This window comes from Enterococcus sp. AZ084 (assembly GCF_051714905.1).
Classification (GTDB): Bacteria; Bacillota; Bacilli; order Lactobacillales; family Enterococcaceae; genus Enterococcus_B; species Enterococcus_B pernyi.
The window spans coordinates 1,501,209-1,524,560 of the sequence record NZ_JBIOSS010000001.1; the positions used below are offsets into that span (position 1 = coordinate 1,501,209).

General features: G+C 39.2%; 13 protein-coding genes. 4 read left to right on the plus strand and 9 right to left on the minus strand.

The annotated features are described in order from the left end of the window. Positions 1-54: 54 nt before the first annotated feature. A complete protein-coding gene (locus tag IGI79_RS06920; RefSeq protein ID WP_438845779.1) occupies positions 55-9,324 on the minus strand; it encodes a QWxxN domain in 9,270 nt (3,089 codons plus the stop codon). 503 nt (positions 9,325-9,827) lie between these two features. Here IGI79_RS06920 and IGI79_RS06925 point away from each other — a divergent pair. From IGI79_RS06925 to IGI79_RS06940, 4 genes are all read left to right on the plus strand, one after another. After that, positions 9,828-11,357, plus strand: a complete 1,530-nt coding sequence (locus tag IGI79_RS06925) for an AMP-binding protein (protein ID WP_195273494.1) — start codon at positions 9,828-9,830, stop codon at positions 11,355-11,357. Positions 11,358-11,533: 176 nt separating this feature from the next. Continuing rightward, positions 11,534-12,340 (plus strand): bifunctional hydroxymethylpyrimidine kinase/phosphomethylpyrimidine kinase, encoded by an 807-nt coding sequence (locus IGI79_RS06930; protein ID WP_195273496.1) that lies wholly within the window; start codon positions 11,534-11,536, stop codon positions 12,338-12,340. Next, on the plus strand, positions 12,330-12,827 hold the full coding sequence (locus tag IGI79_RS06935; protein WP_195273498.1) for an ECF transporter S component: 498 nt from the start codon (positions 12,330-12,332) through the stop codon (positions 12,825-12,827). Before IGI79_RS06930 ends, IGI79_RS06935 begins: the two co-directional genes overlap by 11 nt. Positions 12,828-12,843: 16 nt before the next feature. Then, positions 12,844-13,392 carry a TIGR01440 family protein gene (locus IGI79_RS06940; protein ID WP_195273500.1) on the plus strand — a complete coding sequence of 183 codons (549 nt, stop codon included), beginning with the start codon at positions 12,844-12,846 and terminating at the stop codon, positions 13,390-13,392. Positions 13,393-13,456: 64 nt separating this feature from the next. Here IGI79_RS06940 and IGI79_RS06945 read toward each other — a convergent pair whose 3' ends face one another. The 8 genes from IGI79_RS06945 to IGI79_RS06980 form a co-directional block, all read right to left on the minus strand. Next, a complete protein-coding gene (locus IGI79_RS06945) occupies positions 13,457-15,097 on the minus strand; it encodes a glycoside hydrolase family 13 protein (protein ID WP_335883325.1) in 1,641 nt (546 codons plus the stop codon). A 179-nt stretch (positions 15,098-15,276) separates the two neighbouring features. Beyond that, complete coding sequence (locus tag IGI79_RS06950) at positions 15,277-17,514, minus strand: AAA family ATPase (protein WP_335883324.1); 2,238 nt, start codon at positions 17,512-17,514, stop codon at positions 15,277-15,279. 22 nt (positions 17,515-17,536) lie between these two features. Beyond that, on the minus strand, positions 17,537-18,016 hold the full coding sequence (locus IGI79_RS06955; protein ID WP_010735448.1) for a DUF6530 family protein: 480 nt from the start codon (positions 18,014-18,016) through the stop codon (positions 17,537-17,539). 156 nt (positions 18,017-18,172) lie between these two features. Then, the gene (locus tag IGI79_RS06960; protein ID WP_335883323.1) at positions 18,173-19,021 is read right to left on the minus strand and encodes a DegV family protein; all 849 of its coding nucleotides are present in this window, start codon (positions 19,019-19,021) and stop codon (positions 18,173-18,175) included. Positions 19,022-19,285: 264 nt separating this feature from the next. After that, positions 19,286-20,878, minus strand: coding sequence for a polysaccharide biosynthesis protein (locus IGI79_RS06965; RefSeq protein WP_071867062.1), 1,593 nt, complete (start codon positions 20,876-20,878; stop codon positions 19,286-19,288). 128 nt (positions 20,879-21,006) lie between these two features. Further along, the gene (locus IGI79_RS06970) at positions 21,007-21,324 is read right to left on the minus strand and encodes an AzlD domain-containing protein (protein WP_335883322.1); all 318 of its coding nucleotides are present in this window, start codon (positions 21,322-21,324) and stop codon (positions 21,007-21,009) included. Then, the gene (locus IGI79_RS06975) at positions 21,317-22,096 is read right to left on the minus strand and encodes an AzlC family ABC transporter permease (RefSeq protein ID WP_195273508.1); all 780 of its coding nucleotides are present in this window, start codon (positions 22,094-22,096) and stop codon (positions 21,317-21,319) included. Before IGI79_RS06975 ends, IGI79_RS06970 begins: the two co-directional genes overlap by 8 nt. Before the next feature lie 266 nt (positions 22,097-22,362). Beyond that, a complete protein-coding gene (locus IGI79_RS06980; protein ID WP_195273510.1) occupies positions 22,363-23,337 on the minus strand; it encodes a cation diffusion facilitator family transporter in 975 nt (324 codons plus the stop codon). Positions 23,338-23,352: the final 15 nt, after the last annotated feature.

Genomic DNA, 23,352 nt, shown 5'->3' on the forward strand with positions numbered 1-23,352 from the left:
ACATCCTCTGAGAAAATCATGATTTTTGCCGGATGAACACCATTTATTGGAACTTCATCGTTGAGATAGATTCAAATCGCTGCGCTTCATTGCTTTATTCTTACTAGACTTGGACGGATCAAAAGGATATTGCTCCTTTTTATTCTTTTTGTATAATCTGAATGGATTGTAGAAATTTTTTTCCATTTTTTGTTTTTTGATCGCTCCCTGTGTATTGGCAATAGTGCTAGCTGTTTTCCCATAAGTGATTATGGTGTTGATCCCTCTTTTTTCTCTAGGATGTTCCTCACTAACTGGAGCAGAAGTTGTAGTCTTATTATTTTCAATCGTCTGGGTTTGTTCCAGCTGGATTTCTTTCTTATGTGCGGTATAATTCAAGATATTTGATAAGGCAATAGCAAGCATAAGATAACCAGATCCTAGTTTACTATTCGCTAAGTCTCTTTTGTTTAGTTTGGCTTTTTCGAACGGTAATCCCTCAGCAAGACTTATAATTAGGATTGTCACTGTTTCTGCATCAGTCATTTTGATATTTGCTCGTAGGAAAGGATCTGTTTTTAGTGCCTCTCTAACGCTGTCGGCTGATATACCTGGTAAGTTGAATTGTTTGGAAATTTGATTTACGAAGTCGTTAAATGGAGTTGATACTATTAGATTAGCCGCATCCTCCTTATATTCATCTAGTACTTGTTTAAGACTAAGCATATCCTCACCTATGTCTGGTAAATCAAAGGCTATCCAATCGTCTGTGAGAGATACAAGGTGTGTTATTTCATGGATAAGGGTTTGCTTTACCATAGAATCTGTTTGCTTGCCTTCCGCTAGAGCTGGATTCACATGAAAAGAATCTGCCAAGATGATAATTCGAGCCTCTGGATCGTAGCGTAAAACAAAGGCATTTGCTTTTGGCGGGGAGCTATACCGAGACAGGTACTTTTTTGTTTCTTTTTGGTAAACTAAATTGGTCGATACTGTCAAAATATTATTAAAGCCAAAAGCAGACGATTGTTGAAGAAATTGGTTCCCTTTTTCACACACTGATTTGAGTCTATTGAGCGTTGCTCTCATGATTGCTTCTCTGTTTGCGACATCCTGCAATTCAAAGAATGGAATTAAGAGTTTGGCAGCCGCTGTATCCGCAATATTTTCATGACTCAACCACTCGTCCACTTTTTCTATAAATGTTTGAAAAACTGCTGAAGATTTTTCTACTTCTTCATTAAATTTATTGATAAACGGTTGGAGAAAATCTGGAACTGTAGTTGGATCAAGTCCTGTAAATACGCGATAAAGAAGCGCAGGGTTTTTTGGTAAAAGGAAGTTGATTCCGCCAGTGAGTTCATTTACTAGGCGCTCTTCTTGGTTTGCTAAGACTCGGTTGGGTAGTTCTGGGATAAAAGCAGTCAAAGGTTCAAGTTTGATGCTAGGATCGATCGTTCTAGCGATATTGTCTGCATATGGGACAGTATCTCGTAGTGCATTCCATTCTTTTTCCATTCCCGCTTTTGGCGGAAGAGTGTTATATTCAATATGCTGAAGCACTCCTTTGGGTGGTCCTTCAGCTTGTGAACTTGAAGAAGCATCTTTTGACGTGCTAGGAGTGACTTTTTCTTGGTATCTCTTCCTCTTTCCAGCCGTTAGCATCGCGTTTTCTAGGTCGATCATTTTTTTTTCTTCTGGTGTTTCAAAGCGAAATTGATTCATCTCAGGTTCAAAACGTAAAACTGTCATTGGAGCATTCGCATTTTTCTTTACTATGGAATAGCGACTTTTTTCTGCATCAAGTAATTGAATTGGGACATACTGATCTTTGATCTTGATGTAGGCGTTCTTATGAGTATTCCACATCAATCCATTTTCATCGGGTGGTGAAAGGGTAGTTGGGTCTTTCAATGTTTCAGACTGATCCAGCTGTTTTTCCAGCGATTCGATGAGTTCTTTTGTCACCGTTCGGGATGAGGGTGGCTCAAACCCCCATTCGATCCCATTATACATTACAGGAAATATCTTATTTCCTTCACACACGTCATAGCGAGTACCTTGACCATCAATCGTCGTCACTCGGACTGGAACGGTCTGTCCATTGATCTTGATATAATACTCAATTGGTTGATCTACTTTTGTACTCGTTAAGATGGTACCCTCACCATACCCTTTTGGATTTAAATTTTTTTCCTCGCCAAACGATTTATAAACAACTACTGAACTTGTTAACCGTTTAACCAATTCAATTTGCTCAGGGGTTGAAGGAATAGGTCCTTCAAATACTTTCAATTGATCACCATTCAATGTATAGTAGCGACCAAAGACATCACCCGTTTCTATATTTGTCACTTGCAGATACAAGTGATCTTTTTTACGTCTAACAAAGATGTACGGACCATCTTGGGTCAATTTAGCTAGAACCATGTCTTTTTCCATGGATTTAGCCGTCGTTGCACCTTGATATTTTTCTAGTTTTTTTAGTAACAATTTCATTTCTTCTGTAATTAAATGTGTATATTGCAAATTGATCAATCGCTTGATAGCAATTTTTCCGCCGCCCATCAATAACTCAAATCCCGGATCTACGTAACGAGCACTGCTTTTCAATAAGAACTTTACATCAGTTATGCTAGGAAGAAAATGAGGGGCATTTTTTATGGCTGCTTTCATACCAGCCGTTGCCATTACTTTTGCTGTCCCTAAAGCAAATTTTGAAGTCACAGAGGTCACTTGACCAAGGAAAGGGATCAAGAAAATAGCATCAATGGTACAAGACGTGACTGCTTCACCTACATTTTGATCAATAATGCCGACGACACAATCATAAAACGGAATAAAGTGTTTAACGATATTCCATACTTTCTCCTTGATGGTTTTATCGTTTCCAAAATCATATAAAAGCTTGTATAGTATATCCTTGTGTAGATGAGCAAAATAATCGATTAAAGGTTGATTATCGATTCCTTGACTGAGCTTCTTCTCTTTATCGATCTCAACACTAAAGGTAAAAAGTTTATCTCCAATGCGAATCTTATCCCCTTCTGTTTGATAGCCCTGACCCCAAACTTTTTTGTTGTTGAACAAACCAAAGTTAAGGTAGAGTAATGGGTTTTTATCCACACGATAGATAATGTAGCCACCTTCACCTGGTAGCTTTTTCAACGCATATAACCGTTCTTCTGTCCCATTTATCGCCACAAATAAATCGGTTTGCTCGAGAGAAAGAGTGGTGTCTAACCATGTTTCACGTCGAGCAAAAAAGACGGGAGGCATCACTCCAGGACCAGAAGGAGCGTAATAGTGGACTTTATTTTTTAATTGAGCAGTTGCGCCGTAAATTTGAGTAGTAGGAGAAAATATAAAATCGTATTCTACTGGATTCATCGTATGAAATGAAAATTCAATAATCTTTTGATCAAATCTGAAATAAGTTTCTGAAACCTGTTTTGTCAAGCTTGTATAAGCAACTTCAATATTTACAGGAGTGTATAAATTTGGGCATGGGCTACCTCCGCCTAGGTAGGTTTCCCCCATGCCAAAGGTCGACTGTGCACCAAGTCGTACGCATTCCTGGACGACCTCTTCTGTGATCACTTGTTTTCGTCGCCAGTTGATCATTGCTGCTTGAAAAGACAAAAACTCCTTTTGGACTTCTTCTTGAAGTTGCAAACTCAGTTCATGCCGTTTTTGCCAATATCCTAGAAAGACTTTTAGCGCATAGCCTTTATAATCTCCGGTCTTACCTGCTTCTCGTAATCCTTCTGGATCGAATTGCGCTGTAGCAATCAACGCTGGTATTAAGACATGATTCAATTCGTCCAAAGTTGAAACGCCTTTTACACTAATCATCTCACAGAACGCAGCACCTAATTTACGAATCTCAGTTTGACTGAACTGGCTGATGTAGCCTTCATTATCAAGTAATTTCGATCCCACCAGCTGAACCAATGAGCCAAATTCAGAAATCAGTAATTCGTCTGCTAACTGACTCGTCTCAAGAAAATAATTCGGTAGTGTTTTTTGAACCAAAAGAATCCACATTTTTTTTAAAAGTATCAAAGATTCTTCTGTTGCATTAGCCGTTCGTAGCTGACCAAATGAGATAGTGCCCGTTTTAAGCATCTCGTCGATCTCAAACAATTTCCTTAGCTGACCGATAGTAAAGACGGATGGATTTGACGAAGCAAGGATATTCTTAGTGACATAGGCTTCGATAGAACAGCCTAATATGTTTTCAAAAATCCATTTTGTTACCGTTAATTCTGCATTTTTGTTACTGATTACTTCGCTCGTTTCACCACCATATCGGTTCATGGCTCTTAGAATGACTTTTGCAATCGCTTGGGATTTATCAGGCATTAGTGTGATTCCTGCTCCATCTTGTGAAAACCATTTGGCAAAAGCAATCAATAAATCCTCTTTTGTTGCTTTATCAGGAAGTAACTTTTTGTCTTGAAAGAAATTTTCGATTTGCTTTCTGATGCTTAGATCACGCCATTCACGGTCTTCTCTACTTCCAAAGGATTGATCGATGGGAGCAGCCACGGGAGTGGTTACTGGTACAGAAGTTATTGTTGGTGGAGCAGCCATTTCTAAGGTATCTACGGCCCATTTGACGAATGCTTGTTGCAACTCATTGTTTGAAAGTCTTTGCGCTTGTCTTGCGCCTAAAATCATGACGACTAATTTTTTGATTTTACCGAAATCAAGTATTTCTTCTGCCGTTCCTTCTTTAAGTGTCCAATAAGATGCCACTCTTACTAAGTTATCTGTATCGTCAGTATTACAAGGATATCCCTCAGAAGTTAAAAAATCAGCTATTTTTTTAAATGTTGCTTCCACTTGTATCGCAGATCTTCCGAATGTATCAATTTCTGCTTGACCGGTTGTTTCCGAACTTTGTTCGATGTTATTTTCAGAAATAAATGTTTTAGCTTTTTCAAGTATTTCTTGATTTTTGCTAGCTTCATCTGTTCCATAGGCAAAACATATTTCCTGCATATCAAAGGTAAAACCAAACTGCGCATTATTGTTAATCCACTGAAGGATTACCGCATACGCCTTGTTAAGGGTTAAATCCTCTTCATTAACTTTGTATTCTTGCAGAATGATTTTTGCCGCTTTTTTTACACGTTCAACCATGTGATAATAGTTTGGTTCGGAAAGTATCCAGTTTTCCAATGCTTTTGTCAAATCTTCGGTTTCTTGAGGTATTGTCGGGACTTTTTGTGAAAGAAGATAGTTTCTTACACCTGAATTGACGGAATACGTTTCTTCCAGTTTATCAAAAATATTTTTATAATAGACATATGGAATGATTGGTTTTTCAGTAGAAAGTTCGGATTGATACCCCCTACTAAAGGCCCTATAGATTTGATCGCTGTCCTGTTTATGTTGAAAGTTACTGATAACATATGGAGATTCTGGAGGAGATAATTTGTAATAAATCGTTTGTTCATCCGTGTCTTTGTATGTCCCACCTTCAAGTAATGTATTCATTTTCCATTGCATATAAATTGCCTGTATTTTTCTTGTTGATAGGACCTCGCCAAACCTCATAAACTCCACACGATATTCTTCCAAGAGCATGTACGTGAAAAATTGCATCTTTCCCGCATCGACACTATTTTCAACTTCCCATTCTCCCCCTAACCACTTGTCAACTTCGTTAATCAATTTCTCAGACGTATCGAGGTCACCAACAATATTTTGTTGGCGTAAGTATTCCCTGATTTTTTCGTTGACTACATGCGTTCTATAGATATTTTGATAAAGTGAAAAAACAAAATAGCAATTCGGGATACTCTTTCTATCTGCCTCCGACGGTTGCTTATTATTGCTGACTTCTTGCACGATTCTCTTGATTTGTATCAAATCCTTCTCTTGAGACGAAAGAGAAGGACTCACCGTCTGATCCGTCGTTGCTATCTCATCAACTGGTGGGGATTCAAGTAAAGGAATCGTTTTTATATTTTTAAAGTTGGCAGCAATAAACACGTTGTTCGTTCGCCATTGTAAGAAAATCGCATTTACTTCTGCATCCGTCAATTTTGTTGCTGGACGTCTAATAGTATCAAGTATGACATGGGCGATTTTTCTCCTTCGAATCAATGACTGAGCAGGACTTTCTTCACTTTCCAGTGAGGCCAGCTCAATGAAGGTATAGCGTATGACTGAGTTGTTTAATTGACGAAAATTCCCCTCTTCATGAGCTAGATAATCTTTCACTGCCCCATTGATTGTTTCAGTATAGTCTCGCTCTTTAAAAATGATCGAATGATACCAGAATGGCATTAGTATGACATGTGGTATCAATGTACTGTACAAGTATCTCGTGTCAAGATAGGAGATAGTCCATAATCTTAATTTGTGTTCTACATCTATGTGCAGTTCCTCATATGAAAATAATGGCGCTTGTAAACTTTTAGCACTTTCATATAATGAAGTTCCTGGGTAGGGATTATTGGTTCTGAACCCTGTACGTTTTTGGACGAGGTGTTTCTCGCTTTCTTCTTTGAAATTGTAGTCCCTAAAAGCATTGTTATAGCGCCATTGCATAAAGATAGCGATTGCGCGTTCTTCCGATAAGTTATGGGCAGGTAACCCATACTTATCAAGAATCGTTTTGGCAATTTGAAGTCTTCGGGCAATAATCACTGCATCTGATCGTCCTTTACTAGCAAAACTCTGCAAAACTAGCGAAAAATCATTTGGTGCTAGTTCCGATAGTTGGTTTAATTCAGCATACTGGCTACTAAGTTCTTTAATAATGAGTCTGTTGACTTTTTCAGTTTCTTCCCTTTTTTCAAATAACTCTGAATCAAACCATATCGGAGGTAAAGCCACAGAGGGATTGTCAAGTAAAGGCTGATTTTTTAAATGAGCCATGACTATTTTATTGACGACTGATTGTTCTTCTTCTGAAAGCTCTTTCGTTGATTTTAACGATACTTCCGCGCTGATGTCATAAGGTAAAAGTTTCTTACGCTCTGAATGAACTGATTTTATAGGGTGTATGTCTATTAGATGCTGTTCGGTAAATGGAACATTTTTTAGAGCATCGTTATGAAGCCATTGGATGAAAATCGCAACCGCACGTTCGTCGGAAATCACCTCATCCTTCAAATCGTAACTTTGAAGGATGAGGTGAGCGATTTGAAGCCTCTTCTCCAGTATGCTAGTACTTGACATCCCCCTACTTCCCCATTTTTGTAACGCAAGGAAAAAATCTTTGATGGACAGATCATCGATCAAACATAATCCCAGATATTCACAAACATTCTCTTTCATTCTATTTGTAGCGATTTCTGTTTTGATACGCTGCTGATAGACATCTAAGTCAAACCACATTGCATTTATTGGTTCTTTCGGTGGAATAGGTAAAGGCTGATCTTTCATATAGGCATCCATTGTTTGGTCTAAGAAGGCTCGAGTTAGTGCTGATATTTCTACGGCTGAGTTCAGTGGCGTTTGACTAGCATCATAAGGGCTGACATCAGGTAAGGAGGGTGAATTAGTTGTTTGTTCTTTGGCTGGATCCAATGGTTTAGGTTCGTGAAATGTATAGTACTTAAAGGCATGATTATTACGTGCTTGTAGAAAGATTTTGACTGCTTCGATATCAGTAATCGTACCTACTTTTACGTCATAAGCTTCTAAAATGAGTTTGGCTATCTTTTGTCTTCTTTCTAAGACTTGTTCGTAATCACTTGGGTCCTTTGAAGTCCCCCATTTCTGAAGCCCATGAAATAATTCTTTTGTGGACACACTATTCGAGAAACAAACGTCATCAGACAACTCGCAAAGCGATTTTCTGAGGGTGTCCATTACTTCATCCACTTTATCTCTCTTCTGAAAGAGCACTAGATGAAACCAAAATGGAGTCAATTGTTTAACAGTTATTGATGGTGAAGGTTCAATATTCACGTAACGTTTTAGTACCTCATTGACTGTTGCTAGTAGTTCAACAGAAGGTTCTTCTTCCATATACTTCATAAAAACACTCGTACTAGAGGCATAAGGTAAGATAGGAGCATTCAGATTTTTTGGGGGTGTCGGTAGTGCTTCCGCTCCAGGGAGTATCTGAAAGTTGATCTTTTCAAAGAATTGATCGAGCCGTTCGTTGAATTTTTTGGCTAATTCTAGTAATGGCGCTGCGAGATATTCTTCTTCTTCTTCCAAAATAGGTGTCTCGGTTGCTTGGTCGTTCATAGTTGTCTGAGTTTGGTGGCTCTTGGATGTCTGAGGACGTTCTTTCTTGGGCGTCTGAGCTTGCTGGCTCTTAGATCCCTGAGGTTGTTCACTCTTGGGTGCTTGAGGGAAATAAGCTACCCCAGCACTTCTACTACTTTCTTTGTGCGCATGTTCAGTTGCCAGCTGTTCCGCTGAGAATGTCCGAGTTAACACTGTAAAAAATTTTGATAATACGCTTTCCACTGGTGGTTCACCTGAACCAGTCGTGTGACTAGTATTCTGGTATTCGTGAAAAAAAGAAGTGAAGGTATCCGTTAAGTTGTCCCAAAAAGAGTTTGGCAGGAACGGTCGAGTATGATTGTTTTCGCTCTGACTACTTGATGGTTCCCCTTCATGGTCATAGTAAGAGGATAGGACCATACGAGCAATATTTTTTGCCTCACGTTGGATTTTACCTAGATCTACTTTATTCTTGGAATCTTTATTTTTAAAAGAAAAATGGTGGATTTCTTGTTGCTCGTCTTTGGCTTGTTCTCTTAATTGAAGGGATTTTGATTTTGCCTCTTCACAGATCGTATTAAAATGATAGAGGGTATGATTTTTCTTCTCCCACAACCCATACTCGAGTACGGACATGGGCGTGACGGTAGTATTACACTTATCGATTTTTTCCAGATTATGAATGGTTTTATGTATATGTAGTGTCCAATGGTGTGTAAATTCAGCTAAAGAAACAGGTTCTTGTAAGGTCGCGTTTTTTACAGGATCAGAAAGGTATTCAGAAGCATTGATCGGTTGAGCTGGTTGAACGAGGGTCGTATTTACACTCGAACGAAAAGAAAGGGAATGGATCGTCGTTTTATTCGCATTTGTTTCTAATGGGCCGATCTCAACGGTGGTATCGGCTTCAAAAGCTGGTCTACTTGTGCGAAGTGCCCTTGGGGGTTCCCCTCTCACAGCTAAAGAATCAGTAATGACTAATAGTTGAAAGAAAAGTAATGGAGACCATCTAATTCGTTCCGTTAGTTGGTTATTTGCAGTGCTAGAGATGAAATTGACTGCTTCTTGCCTAGCATTTTGATCAGACTTTTTATTGCGCTTGTTCTCAAATGTACCGACTGCTTTACGATGTTCTTCGATTGGCATTTTTTTTGCTCCTTTTCAATACAGCTGATTAATTCAAATGGTATATCTATTATTTTAGTTTATCTTATTAAAAAAATAACCGATTCTAAGTACTATTTTTTTGAAAAAAATAAAAAAATGATTAATAAATCCTTTATTAAAAGCTTTTTTTATTTATGTAGAATAGAAAATTGTTATGTGTTTTCAAAATTACCATTTAATTATCTTAGTGGGTAAATATGAAAGGTATAGAAGGTTATGGTATATTCATGAGTATGAAAATTCATTTATATGAGTATCTCCTACTAAAAAATAAAAAATTGAAAAAGTGAGTGGCAAGCATTTTCTCAAAAAAAACCTTTACGTCACATCATGTGGATGTTGCGCATTTCTCATCCAATCTTCCGTCTCAATTCAAAAGATAACTTTACATTCAGGTTTTTCTGTTATTTAGATTGTGGATATGCTATCATATTTTAAGACTTTGTACATTTATTAACAAATTTATTTATGGAGCGTGAAAGATGGAAACAATCGACTATACCCCACTTAATCTTTATACGAATTTTCAAGAAGCTGCTGAACGCACACCTGATGTCCCAATGATTTTTGATCAGACTTTAGTGGCTTTTCCGGAGCTTGGTTTTAAAAGCACTTACAGCGAATGTCATGAATTAGTAGTAACACGTGCCTATCAACTGGCTAGTTTAGGTGTGACACTTGGTGACAAGGTCATGATCTACAAAAGCTCTGCTTTTGATACCTACTTGATGGCCGTTGCTGTCTCTTATCTAGGTGCAGTTCCTGTCATGCCTTCCTACCATTTACCAACAAGTACTTTAGAAGTATTTGTTGATCGTTTAGAAGACCCTTTTATCTTATTCGACGAAGTGACAAGTGAACGCGTTGCAGGCATCACTAACGGCACTAAGAGCAAACAATTGGCTGTCGCTGATTTGCTCAAACAACCCGCAACTCCTGTGGAACAAAAGAAATTAGATAATGATGAAATCTCTTATATGACTCACACTTCGGGCACGACCGGCATTCCTAAATTGATTTGCCACTCTGCACATTCAATGGGCTGGCGGACAAAGTGGCAAAAAACGGTCTTTACTAAGATCGCCGAGAAGAAATTAGTCGCTTTTCATATTTCGCCAGTCCATTCACGATTCAACATCGGCATCTCTTCTCTTATGGCGATGGGCTTTCCGATGATGCCAATCGCAGATCCTCAAGGGGAACATGTGGTAAAACTGTTATTAGAGAATCCGCCAATTGCTTTAGAGACACATCCAAATAACTTTGTTCAGTGGAGTTTCACTGCAAGAGAACATCCAGAAGCTTTTTCAGGTATTCGCTACTACCACTCTACATTTGATGCCATCAACAATCAGACAATGGAAGTATTCCTTCAAACGTCAGCAACAAAAGAAGCAATCTTTTTGCAAGTCTACGGACAAAGTGAATGTGGACCGATGATTTTGAAAGCTCATACGTTGGAGAGCTTAAAAACAAGTGACGCCCGTGATATGGGTGTCGGTTTAGGTGATTTGACCAAAGCAAGGATCACTGATGAAGAAGGCAATGAACTACCGGCGAACACAGATGGTCACATCCACTTGTTATCAAAAGGTCGTGCATTGACTTATTATAAAGAAGATGCTCGTTTCCAAGAAAATGTGTATGGTGTTTGGTGGGATAGCGGCGATTATGGTTGTATCGATGAAAATGGCCATCTACATTTGAAAGATCGTCAAGTTGACTTGATCGATACGATCAATAGTACATTAGCGATCGAAGATTATTTGTTGGATTCATTGGAATTTTTAGCTGAAGTCGTCATCGTTCGTGATAAAGATAATTCACCACAACCAATCATTGCTTTAGCGCCGAATCAAGAGATGGATTGGGATCGTTGGTGGAACCAAGTCCATGAATTGCCACGTTTGAACACACCGATCATTCGTGCTTACGAAGATATTCCAAGAACAGCAACGATGAAAGTCCAACGGTTACAAATTGAAAAAGAATTTAAAGAATCAAATCAATAATTATCTGCTCCAATAGTCCAGACAAGTACTTTTCCTGTAGTTAGGAAAGTGCTTGTTTTTTTTGTATATAGATTTCTTTTCTCTTTTTTGCATAAAGTGGCTGACTTGATAATCTGCCAATTGGCTGTTTTTCTTTTTATTCGAACAAGGTATACTCTTTTTGTGGAGGGATGAAAGTGAAAAAAATAGTAACGATTGGAGGATCTGATCCGTTTGCTGGTGGCGGCATACAGTCCGATTTAAAGACATTTGAAAACCATCATATTTTTGGGATGAGTGCATTGACTTGTATCGGAATGCTTGACTCAGATGGTTCGTTTATATTAGAGACGATCCCGCCTGAATGGCTAGCCAAGCAGCTAGATTCGATTCGACGTATGACAGATTTAGATGGGATAAAAATTGGCTTATTACATTCATTGGATGCCATTGACGTTGTGAAGGATTTCCTTACATATTTTGAGGATGTTCCCATTGTGATCGATCCTGTGTTTGCCTTTAAGGAAACAACAAATACCTTGAATCAAGCTTATATGCAAAAAATGATACAGGAGTTATTTCCTTTTGCGGATGTATTGACCCCGAATTTGAAAGAAGCCTCCCTGCTTTATGGCCAACACGTTCAAACATTTCTCCAAATGACTGATTGTGCAAAATATATCCATTCACTGGGTGCTAAGAACGTAGTGATCAAAGGTGGGACTGGGATTATCGGTAACGAAGCATTGGATGTTTTATTCAACGGAAATGAGACAATCTCATTTAGGCGGGAAAAGTTAGACGAACAGACTGTCAACGGTGCAGGATGTACATTTGCTTCCGCGATTGCTGCAAATCTGGTCTTAGATTATCCTTTGACGGATGCTGTTGCTCGGAGTAAGGCTTTTGTTTATGACTGTATCTTGAATGGTGTCATGATGAAGGATCAAACAGGAAGTGTTTGGTCAAAAGGAAAAGGAGTGGAAATAACGAATGAATACTAAAAAAATCGCGATTTATGCCATGCTGACAGCTTTAACTGTGGGGATCTCTTTAGTCATCTTGATCCCAATACCTGGAACCAACGGATTTGTCACCTTATGTGAAGTTGGGATTTATACGGCAGCTGCCCTTTTTGGTCCGATGGGTGGATTGATTGTTGGTGCAGGAAGTGGCTTGTTTATTGATTTATTATCCGGCTATCCCCAATGGGCGATCTTCTCTTTATTGATCCACGGCTTACAAGGACTGGTTGCTGGCTATTTTGCGGGTAAAGGTTCTGTGCGTTGGGGCTTTGGTTTATCCCTTGGAACGATCATCATGGTTACAGGCTACTTCTTTGCCAGTTGGTTGCTTTATGACTGGCCAGTCGGTGTCGCATCGCTACCAAGTAATTTGGTCCAAAACATTGTCGGTATCGTGGTGGCGATCCCACTTACAAAGGCATTGATGCGTTTACCTCTGCAACAATCAACGGTAAAAAATAAGTAAAAAGGATGAATGGAAAATGGAAGTATCAAAAGACAGTTTCAAACAGCAATTATCTGAAATGGTTTCGGACGTTCTCAATGAAGCCCATCTTAAAGCAGGCGATCTATTCGTTGTAGGATGCAGTACCAGTGAAATTGTTGGTGGACGTATTGGTAAAAACTCAAATGCAGAAATCGGACAATGGGTCATCGAAACATTGAAAGAACAATTAGACCCTCTTGACGTTTCGTTAGCAGTCCAAGGCTGCGAACACCTTAATCGAGCATTAGTCGTCGAACGTCCAGTAGCGGAAAAGAAACAATTTGAGATCGTCTCTGTCATTCCGGCACTCCATGCAGGAGGTGCCTGCTCAGTTGCAGCATTTGAACAATTCAGCGATCCTGTCGAAGTGGAACATGTCGTTGCTCAAGCAGGAATCGACATCGGCGATACTGCGATCGGAATGCACATCAAGCATGTTCAAGTGCCTGTACGTCCTCGCTCTAACACATTAGGTCATGCGCATGTCACTGCTTTACGGTCTCGCCCTAAATACATTGGCGGACCTCGCGCGCAATACGAATAAGAAAAAACTACGAACGAATAAGAGAGTGTTCCCTTTCTTATTGTTCGTAGTTTTTTCATGTCAGCTAAATTTTTCGATAAAGACGCGCTTCATAAGGGGCGAATGTACCACCTGATTGAAATACTTGACCGGGTTGATTTTCCAATAATACTTCCCAATTTGTTTCGATTTCCGTTGGTAAGGTATAAGTCGCTGCTTCATCAGTCAAGTTGACGATGATCAGATAACGTTCTTCATCTAGGACTCGTTCGTACACAAAGAGCTGTTCATTTTCAGGTAGATATTCATTGAAACTACCATAGATCAACCCTTTATGTTCTCGACGTACGGCAATCATTTTCTTGTAAAAAGATAAAATGGAATTTGGGTCATTGATTTGATCAGCGACATTGATCATTTGATAATTCGGATTGACGAGCAACCAAGGGGTAACCTCAGAAAAACCAGCGTACAAATGATCATTCCATTGCATCGGCGTACGACTATTATCTCTTGTCGTATTGGCTACGATATCCAATGCTTCTTCTTCAGAACGTCCTTCATCAAGCAATTGTTGATACAATCGTTTCGAATCTACTGCATCGATCTCATCAATAGAGGAAAATGGTAGATTCGTCATACCGATTTCTTGTCCTTGATAAATAAACGGTGTGCCTTGTAAAAAGAAATACATCATGGCGATTGCCTTTGCAGAAACTTGCCAATATGCAGGAGACGTATCTCCAAAGACAGACACACATCTTGGTACATCATGGTTTTCCATATAAAGAGCGTTCCAACCTTTGCCATCCAGTGCTCGTTGCCAAGCGCTCAATGATTGTTTCAAACTCAATACATCTAGATCTCCATCTTTTTCATGTTTCCAGATCGAAATATGGTCAAACTCAAAAATCATATCAAAATAGCCATTTTCGCCTACCCACTCAGGTCCTTCGTTTGCAGATACCCCACTCGCCTCTCCTACCGTCATAATATCGTATTCATCAAAGACATTTTTTAATTCTGTCAAATGATCTTCAATACCGGAGACATTTTGAAAAGGAGAAAATGGGTTCTCAGTTGCCTTGACAGAGTATTCATCTTTTTTTACATGAGAAATTGCATCTAAGCGGAATCCATCGATCCCTTTATCTAACCACCAGCGGATCATCGTGAAGAGTTCAGCTTTTAACTTGTCACTTTCCCAATTCAAGTCAGGTTGTTCTTTTGCAAAAATGTGTAAATAGTATTGACCAGTTTGTTCATCGTATTGCCAGGCTGAACCACCAAAGATCGACTGCCATTCATTTGGGGCTTGATCAGGTGTGCCATCGACCCAAATGTAGTAATCGCGGTAAGGGTTATCGACCGACTGACGTGATTCAATAAACCATTCATGTTGATCGGAACTATGATTGATGACTAAATCCATGATGATCTTTATCCCCATCTGATGGGCTTCAGCTAATAAAGCATCAAACTCATCCATTGTACCAAATTTCTCAAGGATTGCTTGATAATCGCTGATATCATAGCCGTTATCGACAAATGGTGACTGATAAATAGGATTGATCCAAATAAAGTCGATCCCTAACTCTTTCAAATAGCTAAGTTTTTCGCGAATGCCGTTGATATCACCGATACCGTCGTTGTTGCTATCTTTAAAGCTCGCTGGGTAGATTTGATACCCAACTGCTTCTTTCCACCACTTTTCTGACTGCTTCATGCTTATCCCCCTTTTTTTTTTATTATAGCTCAATTTCAAGCGGTTACATATTTGTTACCGTTAACTTTTTTATGCTTACATCAGTTGGAGTAGTGCTTATCATAAATGAAAGAACTCGAAAAAGCGAACATCAAAGACCATGAGTGACGCATCATCTTTGATATTCGCTTAATATTTATTTATAAATAACGAGAAATCAATTGGATCAATTGTTTGGGAAATGTCGATAAATCGGTAATATCGACGAAGCGACTTGCGCCATAGATTTCTTTGATTTCTTCCTTATCTTGTCCAATTGCCGCAGAAATAAAGACGATACCTTGGCGTTCATATTCGGTCAACACTTCTTGGATATCTTTTTTTGCTTTAGCGCCTGTATAATCAGGTAACGCTTTTGGTTGGCCATCACTGATGTTGACGATCAGCTTGGTTGTCGCAGGTTGTTCTGCCAGCTTTCCAGCGATCAGACGTAACACTGCGCCATCACGATTGTTTTGTCTTGGCTTCATAGTCACTAACTTTTGTTCCAACCAATCAAATGAATCCGAGAACTCTTTGTACGAAAAGACAGATGTTTTTTCTCTTGTCGAAACATCTGCTGTATCCCCGTAGATCAACAGAGGTATGCGTACTTTTTTGGCAAACTCCGCAATAGCAAATGCTGCTTTTTTAGCTGCTAGAATGCGATCTTCGCGAACCATTGAACCAGATTCGTCAATTCGTAAAGCAACTGCTAAGGAAGGTTGCTCATGAGGGGGATTTTTTTTATCAAATTGCCGTAAATCACCATAAGCTACTCGACTAGCATTAAAACGTTGGCCTTCGTACTTTCCTTTTTGATAAGTTTCGCTTTGTTCATTTTCCAAAAGATCAAGGATTTGCCGACTCAATGAATCCACGATCGGATCAATTTCTTGTCGGATAGTCGCTACTTCAGGATTTATGACAGCAAACTTAGGGCGATGAACGATCATTCCTTCTTTTTCATGAATCGTACCTTTCATCAGCTGACGGGCTTCTTTATTGAGTTCACGCTTGAATTGCTTGTCGAAGGCTTCCATATCTGAAGCTGACATCTCTTGGGATTCGTTATCTGCTTGGTTTTGTTGTTGACTCCGTCCTTCGACTTCCTGGCTCCGCTCTTCCGATAAAGGCAACGTGTTAGTTGGCGTTTCTTCATTCGCAGTCGCTTCATTTATCGGCTCCTCTGGCAGCACTTCTTCTTTCTCAGAGGGTTGTTCACCAAGCAGTGTGGTTTCTTCTGCCAACTTCTCAATTTGGCGTTCTGCCGCTTCTTCTGCACCAATCGTTCTTCCTTTGATACGCAAGGATTCCTCTGATAAGTCTCCCCATTTTTTTTGACGAAGTAACTCTCTTAGTTCATCTAAAAGCCCACTATCAGTTAAGGCAGTCGTCAAAATGTGTAATTCATCTGGATCAGTCGTCAGTTTATATAAGACTTTGGGATAGAGCGATACGAAAATGTCTTGATTTTGTTTCAGCGTATTGACCCAATAAAAATAAGAACGCATCCCTGCCACACCTTTGATGGCATTTGCTTTGGCAGTTTCATCCAACAGACGGATCACCTCTGCCATTTTCAATAAAAGTGTTGGCTCTTGGACTTGTGTCTTACTGATTGCTCTTTCCACCATAACAGAAAGCTCTGGCAGATCCATTTTTTCAGCATGTTGCATACGATCTCGAAGCGATTCATTCAACGGTCGGTTTCCTTGGTAGTTGCGATTGGTTGTAATGATGATGATACAATCAGGGTGGCGTTTGATCACACCAGTAGGTAAGTTCAACAAACCGTTAGTTTCTAAGGCAGAGTTCAAGGCAACAAGAACCGAAGCATCACGTATCACCGTTGGTTCTTGGATTTCTAAAAGATAACCCTTTTCGATCGCACGAACGATTTCTGACGGATAGTATTTGTAGTGGATTGTACTTTCTTGGTTGTTTTCGATTCGTTGCACGAGATCGGCTAATTTCTGTTTGGCTGTTTGTTGATCGACGGAGTAATATTGTTCGATCAACGTCAATACCGCAGCTAATGTATCCGTTTGATAAATAGCGGTCAATAACTCCTGATCCTCTTCTTGGTCTGAATCAATGACAGGTAGTAACGCACCAAAGACATCTGATTTATCCATATCAGCAAAGCATGTTACTTTCGTATAAGGTAACTGCAGATCAAAAGACAAAGCTTTGGCTAATTGCGTTTTCCCAGAACCTGCATCTCCTTCCAATAGCACATTGCTGATTTTCATTTCCGGATCTAACCAGTTTGCTTTGATTTCAGTTGCAATACGCAGCTCTTCAGCACTTGTCTGATGACTTGTCGGTTTTTTCCAGATCATTTGTTTTTCGATCGGTGTAAACGTTCGTTGATCGGTGAGTGAAAAGTTTTCCATGATTAAACACTTCCTTATAACATTAATACCCTAGATCATCTAATAGACGTTTCAAGATACGAAAACGTTCGCCGAGTAATTCCCCATCTTTTTGTAAAGCATCGTAGTATAACATGATATCTTCATCGATTTTAGGGTTTTTCGTGTCCACTTCCACCGTCATCCGGTTTCCTTGCAAACCGATGATATCAACGACAGGATTTTCAGGATCGTAAAATTTTTCATGGCGGTAAGCATCTTGGAAGTAAACACTTCCTTGCGCCACTAAGATCGCTAAGTCAAGGATACGAGTGATCGGTAATTCTTCCGATTGACGTGACCACTTTTCACCTGTATGACGCCACACTTTTCCTGAGATATCGACTTTGCCTCGATCATTCCACTGAGCTAATCCTAAAGACAGTCCTTTTGCATCTGTATGCAAGGCATTTCTGCCATCAACTTTATCATAATCTTCAACAACGATCACTGGTTTATGTTTCAAATTTGTTGGTATTTCCATCCTTCTCTACTCCTTTTTAGTAATTTAGTGATTTAGTAAATTACTAGATAATAAAAAGATAGTATAAAATAATTAGGGTAGAAATGCAAAAAAACAGTCCAAGCAAGTCATTGCTCAAACTGTTTCTTTTCTTTGTGTTTTTGCTTTCTGCCCTATTTATTGTGCAGAGATCGCAATACCGATCGCTTTTTCACCCAAGTGACTACCGATCACTGGACCAAAATGGCCGATCTCGATTTCTGCTTGTGGGTATTGTTTTTGAAGTTTTGCTTTTTCTTCTTCAGCAACTTCTAAATTGTTTGCATGGATCACATATAATTTTACTGGTGGCTTAATTTCTTCATTTCGTTTGCCAATGATTTGCTCTGCACGGGCAAAAGCTTTTTTGCTTGAACGGATCTTCTCGAATAAAATAATCTTACCTTCTGAAAAAGTCAGGATCGGTTTGATTTTCAATAGTCCGCCGATCAGTGCAGCTCCGTTAGTCAAGCGACCTCCACGGACTAAGTTGTTCAAGTCGTCAACGATCAAATAGGCGTATGTATTGTCTCTAATTCGATCGACGTGAGCTAAAATGACTTCAAGTGAATAACCTTTATCATTCAAGTCTAAAGCAGATTCAACCATATGCCCCATTGGCATACTGGTGATTTTCGAATCATAAGGAACAATCGTCATCTCCTTGACGTCGTCTTTCATCGCAAATAATGTATTGACGAATCCAGAGATCCCACTTGATAAGTGTATGCTTAAGATCGTATCATAGCCTTTGGCTTTCAGTTCTTCGTATAGTGCCAAAACTTCACCTACAGCGGGTTGGGAAGTTGTTGGAAAATCTTTACTGTTTTTCAATAGTCCGTAATATTCGTCTGCTTCGATGTCAATGCCTTCGTTATAAATTTTTCCATCCAAGATCACAGGGATAGGAATCACATATAAATCAGGATGGTTCTTGATACGTGTTGGCAGGAAAGCTGTACTGTCAGTTACGATTGCTAATTTCATTTATTTAAGTTCCTCGTTTCAAAGAATTTTACCAGTCCTTAATACTATATCATAAGTAAGAAAAGATTTGAACCTTTGTCCGGATTATAGAAAAAGCAACCCATGTTTTTTATTAAAATCTAAGGTTTTTATCACTTTCATTGTTTATTAGAACGAATAAAAGCCAGGACTAGAAAAAATTTTCTCAAGTCCTGACTTACTATTTGAAATTAGCTTGCGCTCTTAGTTACCTATAGAACCACTGGTACTTGCCACAGTATCCCCTTATCGTCTAAAATTCTTGACCATTTGCATGGCGTTTCTTCCAAATTGGGCAAAGGCAAACGTCAAGCCGCCGACACCGCCGATCACCACACAATAAATGACTGCATGCGTTTTTGATGTCATGGATAGGGAAAGACTCAACACGAAGAAAAGAATGCAGCACAGAAGCAACATGGCCATTGTCGAACGAAACGTCTTCAAGAAGAAATGACTGATCTTTGCGAATGGCGAGATGCGGTATTCTTTTGATAAATAAAGATACCCACGAACAAACACAAAAGCAAAAGCCACTGTATTAGATAAACTCATTCCGTATCCGCCAAATAAAGCTAACCCAATCGCTTGGAATACGACTTTTAAAATAATGGCTTCTGTTGTCAGTTTGATCGCAACCAAATGATGATTCAATGATTGGAGCATCGTCGATAAAATCGTAAACAACGAGAAGAACAAGGAAGCTAAAAGCGCCATTTGGAAGTAACCGACACTCTCTGGGTCATAGCCAAAAAACAAGGTGTATAACGGACCTGCTAACAAGGACATCCCTGCTAACGAAGGCAAAAGAATCAATAAAGCAATCGAGAAGCTGTCCCCTACTGTTTTTTCAATCTGTAGTCGGTCTTTTTTTCCTAGTGTACTTAGGATCGGCAGACTACTGATTGCGACCGTTCCGACCATTGAAATCAAGATCAGTGTCAATTTGTTCGGATTGACTGATGCACGACTAAACAAAAATTCGAGTTGTTGGTCTGCAATTTCCGGTCTAAATAAATGCAAGAATGGTTTCATCGTCACCTGATCGATCATTTGCACGATCGTGATCACCGAACCAACATAGATGAACGGTAAGGTTTCTCGAATGATCGAAACAGACGCAGAACGATTGTCTTTTTGGAAATAGCGACTTGAGATCCAGAAATCTTTTAAACGGAAATAATCGTTTTGCCGTCCGACAACAAACATATGACCAATAGCCGCTAGTCCACCGAAGAAAGAAGCAACAGTACTGATCAATACCGCTTGCACAATCGTGCCATCTGTCAACACACGCAAATAATACGTACCAGCTAAGATCACGATCACACGGATCACCTGTTCAATGATCAAGGAAGTACCGTAAGGGCGAAGATGATTTTTCCCTTGGAAGTAACCTCGCATCGCACTTAATACTGGGATCGCTACTAAGGAAGGACAGAGACTACGAATCGCCAAAATACCGTTATCGACATTCGAGATCGGACTGATTTTCGCCAAAGCGGGAGCAAACAAATACATCAATACGGCAGATATGATCCCGATAACGAACATAATATTGATCGTACTGCGAAAAATGACCCTACATGCTTGTTCATCCCCATTTTTCGTTGCTACCGCCACTTTTTTTGCAATGGCATTTGGAAACCCGACTGTCCCTAACATCAGGAAAAGACCATAAGGTAAATAGCCCACATTATAAAGGGTAGTTGCTAACATGCCATCTTGATTGTTCCCCATCATACTTAACCAAGGAATCAAATAAACGACACCTAAAACTTTGCAGAGTAGATTGGCAAAGGTAAGCCAAAATGTCCCTTGCATCAATTTCTTATTCATATGTCAACCTCAACTATCTCTATTAGAATAAACATCTTCCCTATTATAACAAAAAAAACTTAGAGGACAACTCGTTGAGGAAAACAAAAAAATAAGCTTCCCAATTTTTTGGAGAAGCTTAAGAAATTCTATAACATTGATAATAAAAACACTGAAGCAAGTCCTGTAATGACAGACAAAGCCATTGAGCGAGTCTTATAAGCTACACCTGCAACAAGTAGCATCGCAACGATTTTGATATTCCAAGCGATATCTAAATGTTCATGTGTGATAAAAACATCTTTGAAGGCTAACGCTGCAAACAAAGCGACTGGTACATACTTCATCCACTCACTAAACCATTTAGGCACTTTTCGATGTGTAAAATAAAGCATAGGAAAAACACGTGGAATGTAGGCAACGACAAATAAGCTGATCACCAATAACAACAAGTACCACTCAGTCATGATGTTGCACCTCCTGTTCTGGGAAATGGAACAATGGCTCATTCAAAGGTTGGGTCTCTTTGCTGGATTTCTTTTCTTTCTCCTTCTTGAAGGCTCTTTCTAATACAAAACCTGCTGAAGAAGCAATCAACGTTGCAACGATCAAACCGAAAGTGTTTTGGAAAAGTACCATGAATATGACACTGAGTATCCCAGAAAAGATCCCTGTGAAGATGAGTAAAGCATTCTTCATTTGCATGATGAACATAAAAATAAACATAGCGGTCAAAGCGAAATGGACCAAATCTGTATCCACTCGGATCACTGATCCAAAAATATTTCCGACCATGTTACTGATCGCCCAAGCCCCCATTGAAAACCAATTGACATACAACGCTTTTCGCTTGTCCCAAGTAGGGTCAGTTGAGTATTTCAAATAATTGACTGCATAATTTTCGTCATTCAATGATTGAGAGAACACAGCTAAAAAGAATCGCTTTTCTTTCTTCATAAAGCCTGAAAGACTCGATCCTAGCAAGATATACCGTAGTTCTAAGAAAAAAACCATTAAAAGTGTGGTTGAAAATGGCGCTTGTGTGGCTAGCATAGAGGCAACTAAGAATTGTGCGCCGCCAGAAAATACTAAGATGGATAATAGACCAGCTAAGAGTGGATCAAAACCAACTTGTTGCAGTAAGACCCCGCAAGCTAATCCAACTGGGATATAACTAAGGCAAAGTGGCAACGCAGCATGTAGCGAATCCTGCCAAGGCGCCCGTTTCTGTTTATTCATTAACGATATCTCCTTCAATTAACAACAAATAAATAGCGGACTAATTGTAACATAAATAAATAAAAATGTAGCCGTTTTATCGTTAAACAACATGATATTTTTCTCATTTTCAAAGGAGAACGATTAAAAAAAATAAAAATCATCGAAAAAGATAAGAGGAAATTCATTTTCCTCCTACCTTTCAGATGATTTTACACTATAAATAAACGAGTTGTTTTTTTGACATCAAACTTTTTTATAAGTAAAAAATAACGCTAGTTTCTAAATTATTTCTCGACGTTCTCTACCATATTTTCTTGTGTTTTATTTATTTGCGAATAATTTGGATCATATTTATCTGTTTCAATGTAAATATAGATTTTTTTATCCTTTAATTGTTCACGGATCGTCCGCTCAATATCATTGATGATCATGTGTACTTGATATTCTTTACTCTCAAATAGGTCGATTTTGGCGGCAACTAAAATCTCTGTCGGACTTAAATGCACAGTTTTGATATCAATGACGCGATTCACTTCATTTCGCTCAAAAGCAAATTTGATCTTTTTCAAATCTGTTGTAGTCACGCTCTCGCCAATAATCAAACTATAAAATTCTTTTGCCAGAAAGATAGCAGCACCCATCAATAAAAAGCCGATCAATAGTCCACTGATGGCATCAAAAGCTGCAATCCCTGTCACCATGGTCAATCCGGTGCCGACTAAGGCAAGAATGAGACCAATTACAGCACAGAGATCTTCGGTGAAGATCACAAGGATCTCACTGTGACGACTTTCACGTAGAAAGCGCATGGTTGAAAGGTTCTCAGTGTTCAATTCGCGGATTTCTTTCATTGCTATTCGCAATGAACTCCCTTCTACAGCTAGACCAAATAATAGAATCAGGATGACGATCCAAGGATTACCAACTTCGTGGGCGGGATGGGTAAGTTTTTCAAAAGCTTCCATCACACCTAGCGCGCCCCCACCAAAAAACAACATCATGGCAACAATCGTACTGAAAAAATACTTTGCTCGTCCTTCGCCAAATTGGTGTAATTCGCTTTGACCACGATTCGCACGTTTGTCACCGACTAGTAGTAATACTTGATTGCTACAGTCAACGATACTATGGATACTTTCATTCAACATAGCGGCACTGCCACTGATGGCATAACCGACAAATTTACTAAACGCAACTAAGAGGTTGGCACCTAACGCTGCCAATACAGAAAACATTCCGCTCTTCTTCAAATTCTCCATTGCTTTTTCTTCCCT

What these genes read in the sequence shown, in the direction of transcription:
- IGI79_RS06920 (WP_438845779.1), bottom strand. Translation starts at nt 9,324, where the DNA reads ATGCCAATCGAAGAACATCGTAAAGCAGTCGGTACATTTGAGAACAAG.
- IGI79_RS06925 (WP_195273494.1), top strand. Translation starts at nt 9,828, where the DNA reads ATGGAAACAATCGACTATACCCCACTTAATCTTTATACGAATTTTCAA.
- IGI79_RS06935 (WP_195273498.1), top strand. Translation starts at nt 12,330, where the DNA reads ATGAATACTAAAAAAATCGCGATTTATGCCATGCTGACAGCTTTAACT.
- IGI79_RS06940 (WP_195273500.1), top strand. Translation starts at nt 12,844, where the DNA reads ATGGAAGTATCAAAAGACAGTTTCAAACAGCAATTATCTGAAATGGTT.
- IGI79_RS06945 (WP_335883325.1), bottom strand. Translation starts at nt 15,097, where the DNA reads ATGAAGCAGTCAGAAAAGTGGTGGAAAGAAGCAGTTGGGTATCAAATC.
- IGI79_RS06950 (WP_335883324.1), bottom strand. Translation starts at nt 17,514, where the DNA reads ATGGAAAACTTTTCACTCACCGATCAACGAACGTTTACACCGATCGAA.
- IGI79_RS06955 (WP_010735448.1), bottom strand. Translation starts at nt 18,016, where the DNA reads ATGGAAATACCAACAAATTTGAAACATAAACCAGTGATCGTTGTTGAA.
- IGI79_RS06960 (WP_335883323.1), bottom strand. Translation starts at nt 19,021, where the DNA reads ATGAAATTAGCAATCGTAACTGACAGTACAGCTTTCCTGCCAACACGT.
- IGI79_RS06965 (WP_071867062.1), bottom strand. Translation starts at nt 20,878, where the DNA reads ATGAATAAGAAATTGATGCAAGGGACATTTTGGCTTACCTTTGCCAAT.
- IGI79_RS06970 (WP_335883322.1), bottom strand. Translation starts at nt 21,324, where the DNA reads ATGACTGAGTGGTACTTGTTGTTATTGGTGATCAGCTTATTTGTCGTT.
- IGI79_RS06975 (WP_195273508.1), bottom strand. Translation starts at nt 22,096, where the DNA reads ATGAATAAACAGAAACGGGCGCCTTGGCAGGATTCGCTACATGCTGCG.
- IGI79_RS06980 (WP_195273510.1), bottom strand. Translation starts at nt 23,337, where the DNA reads ATGGAGAATTTGAAGAAGAGCGGAATGTTTTCTGTATTGGCAGCGTTA.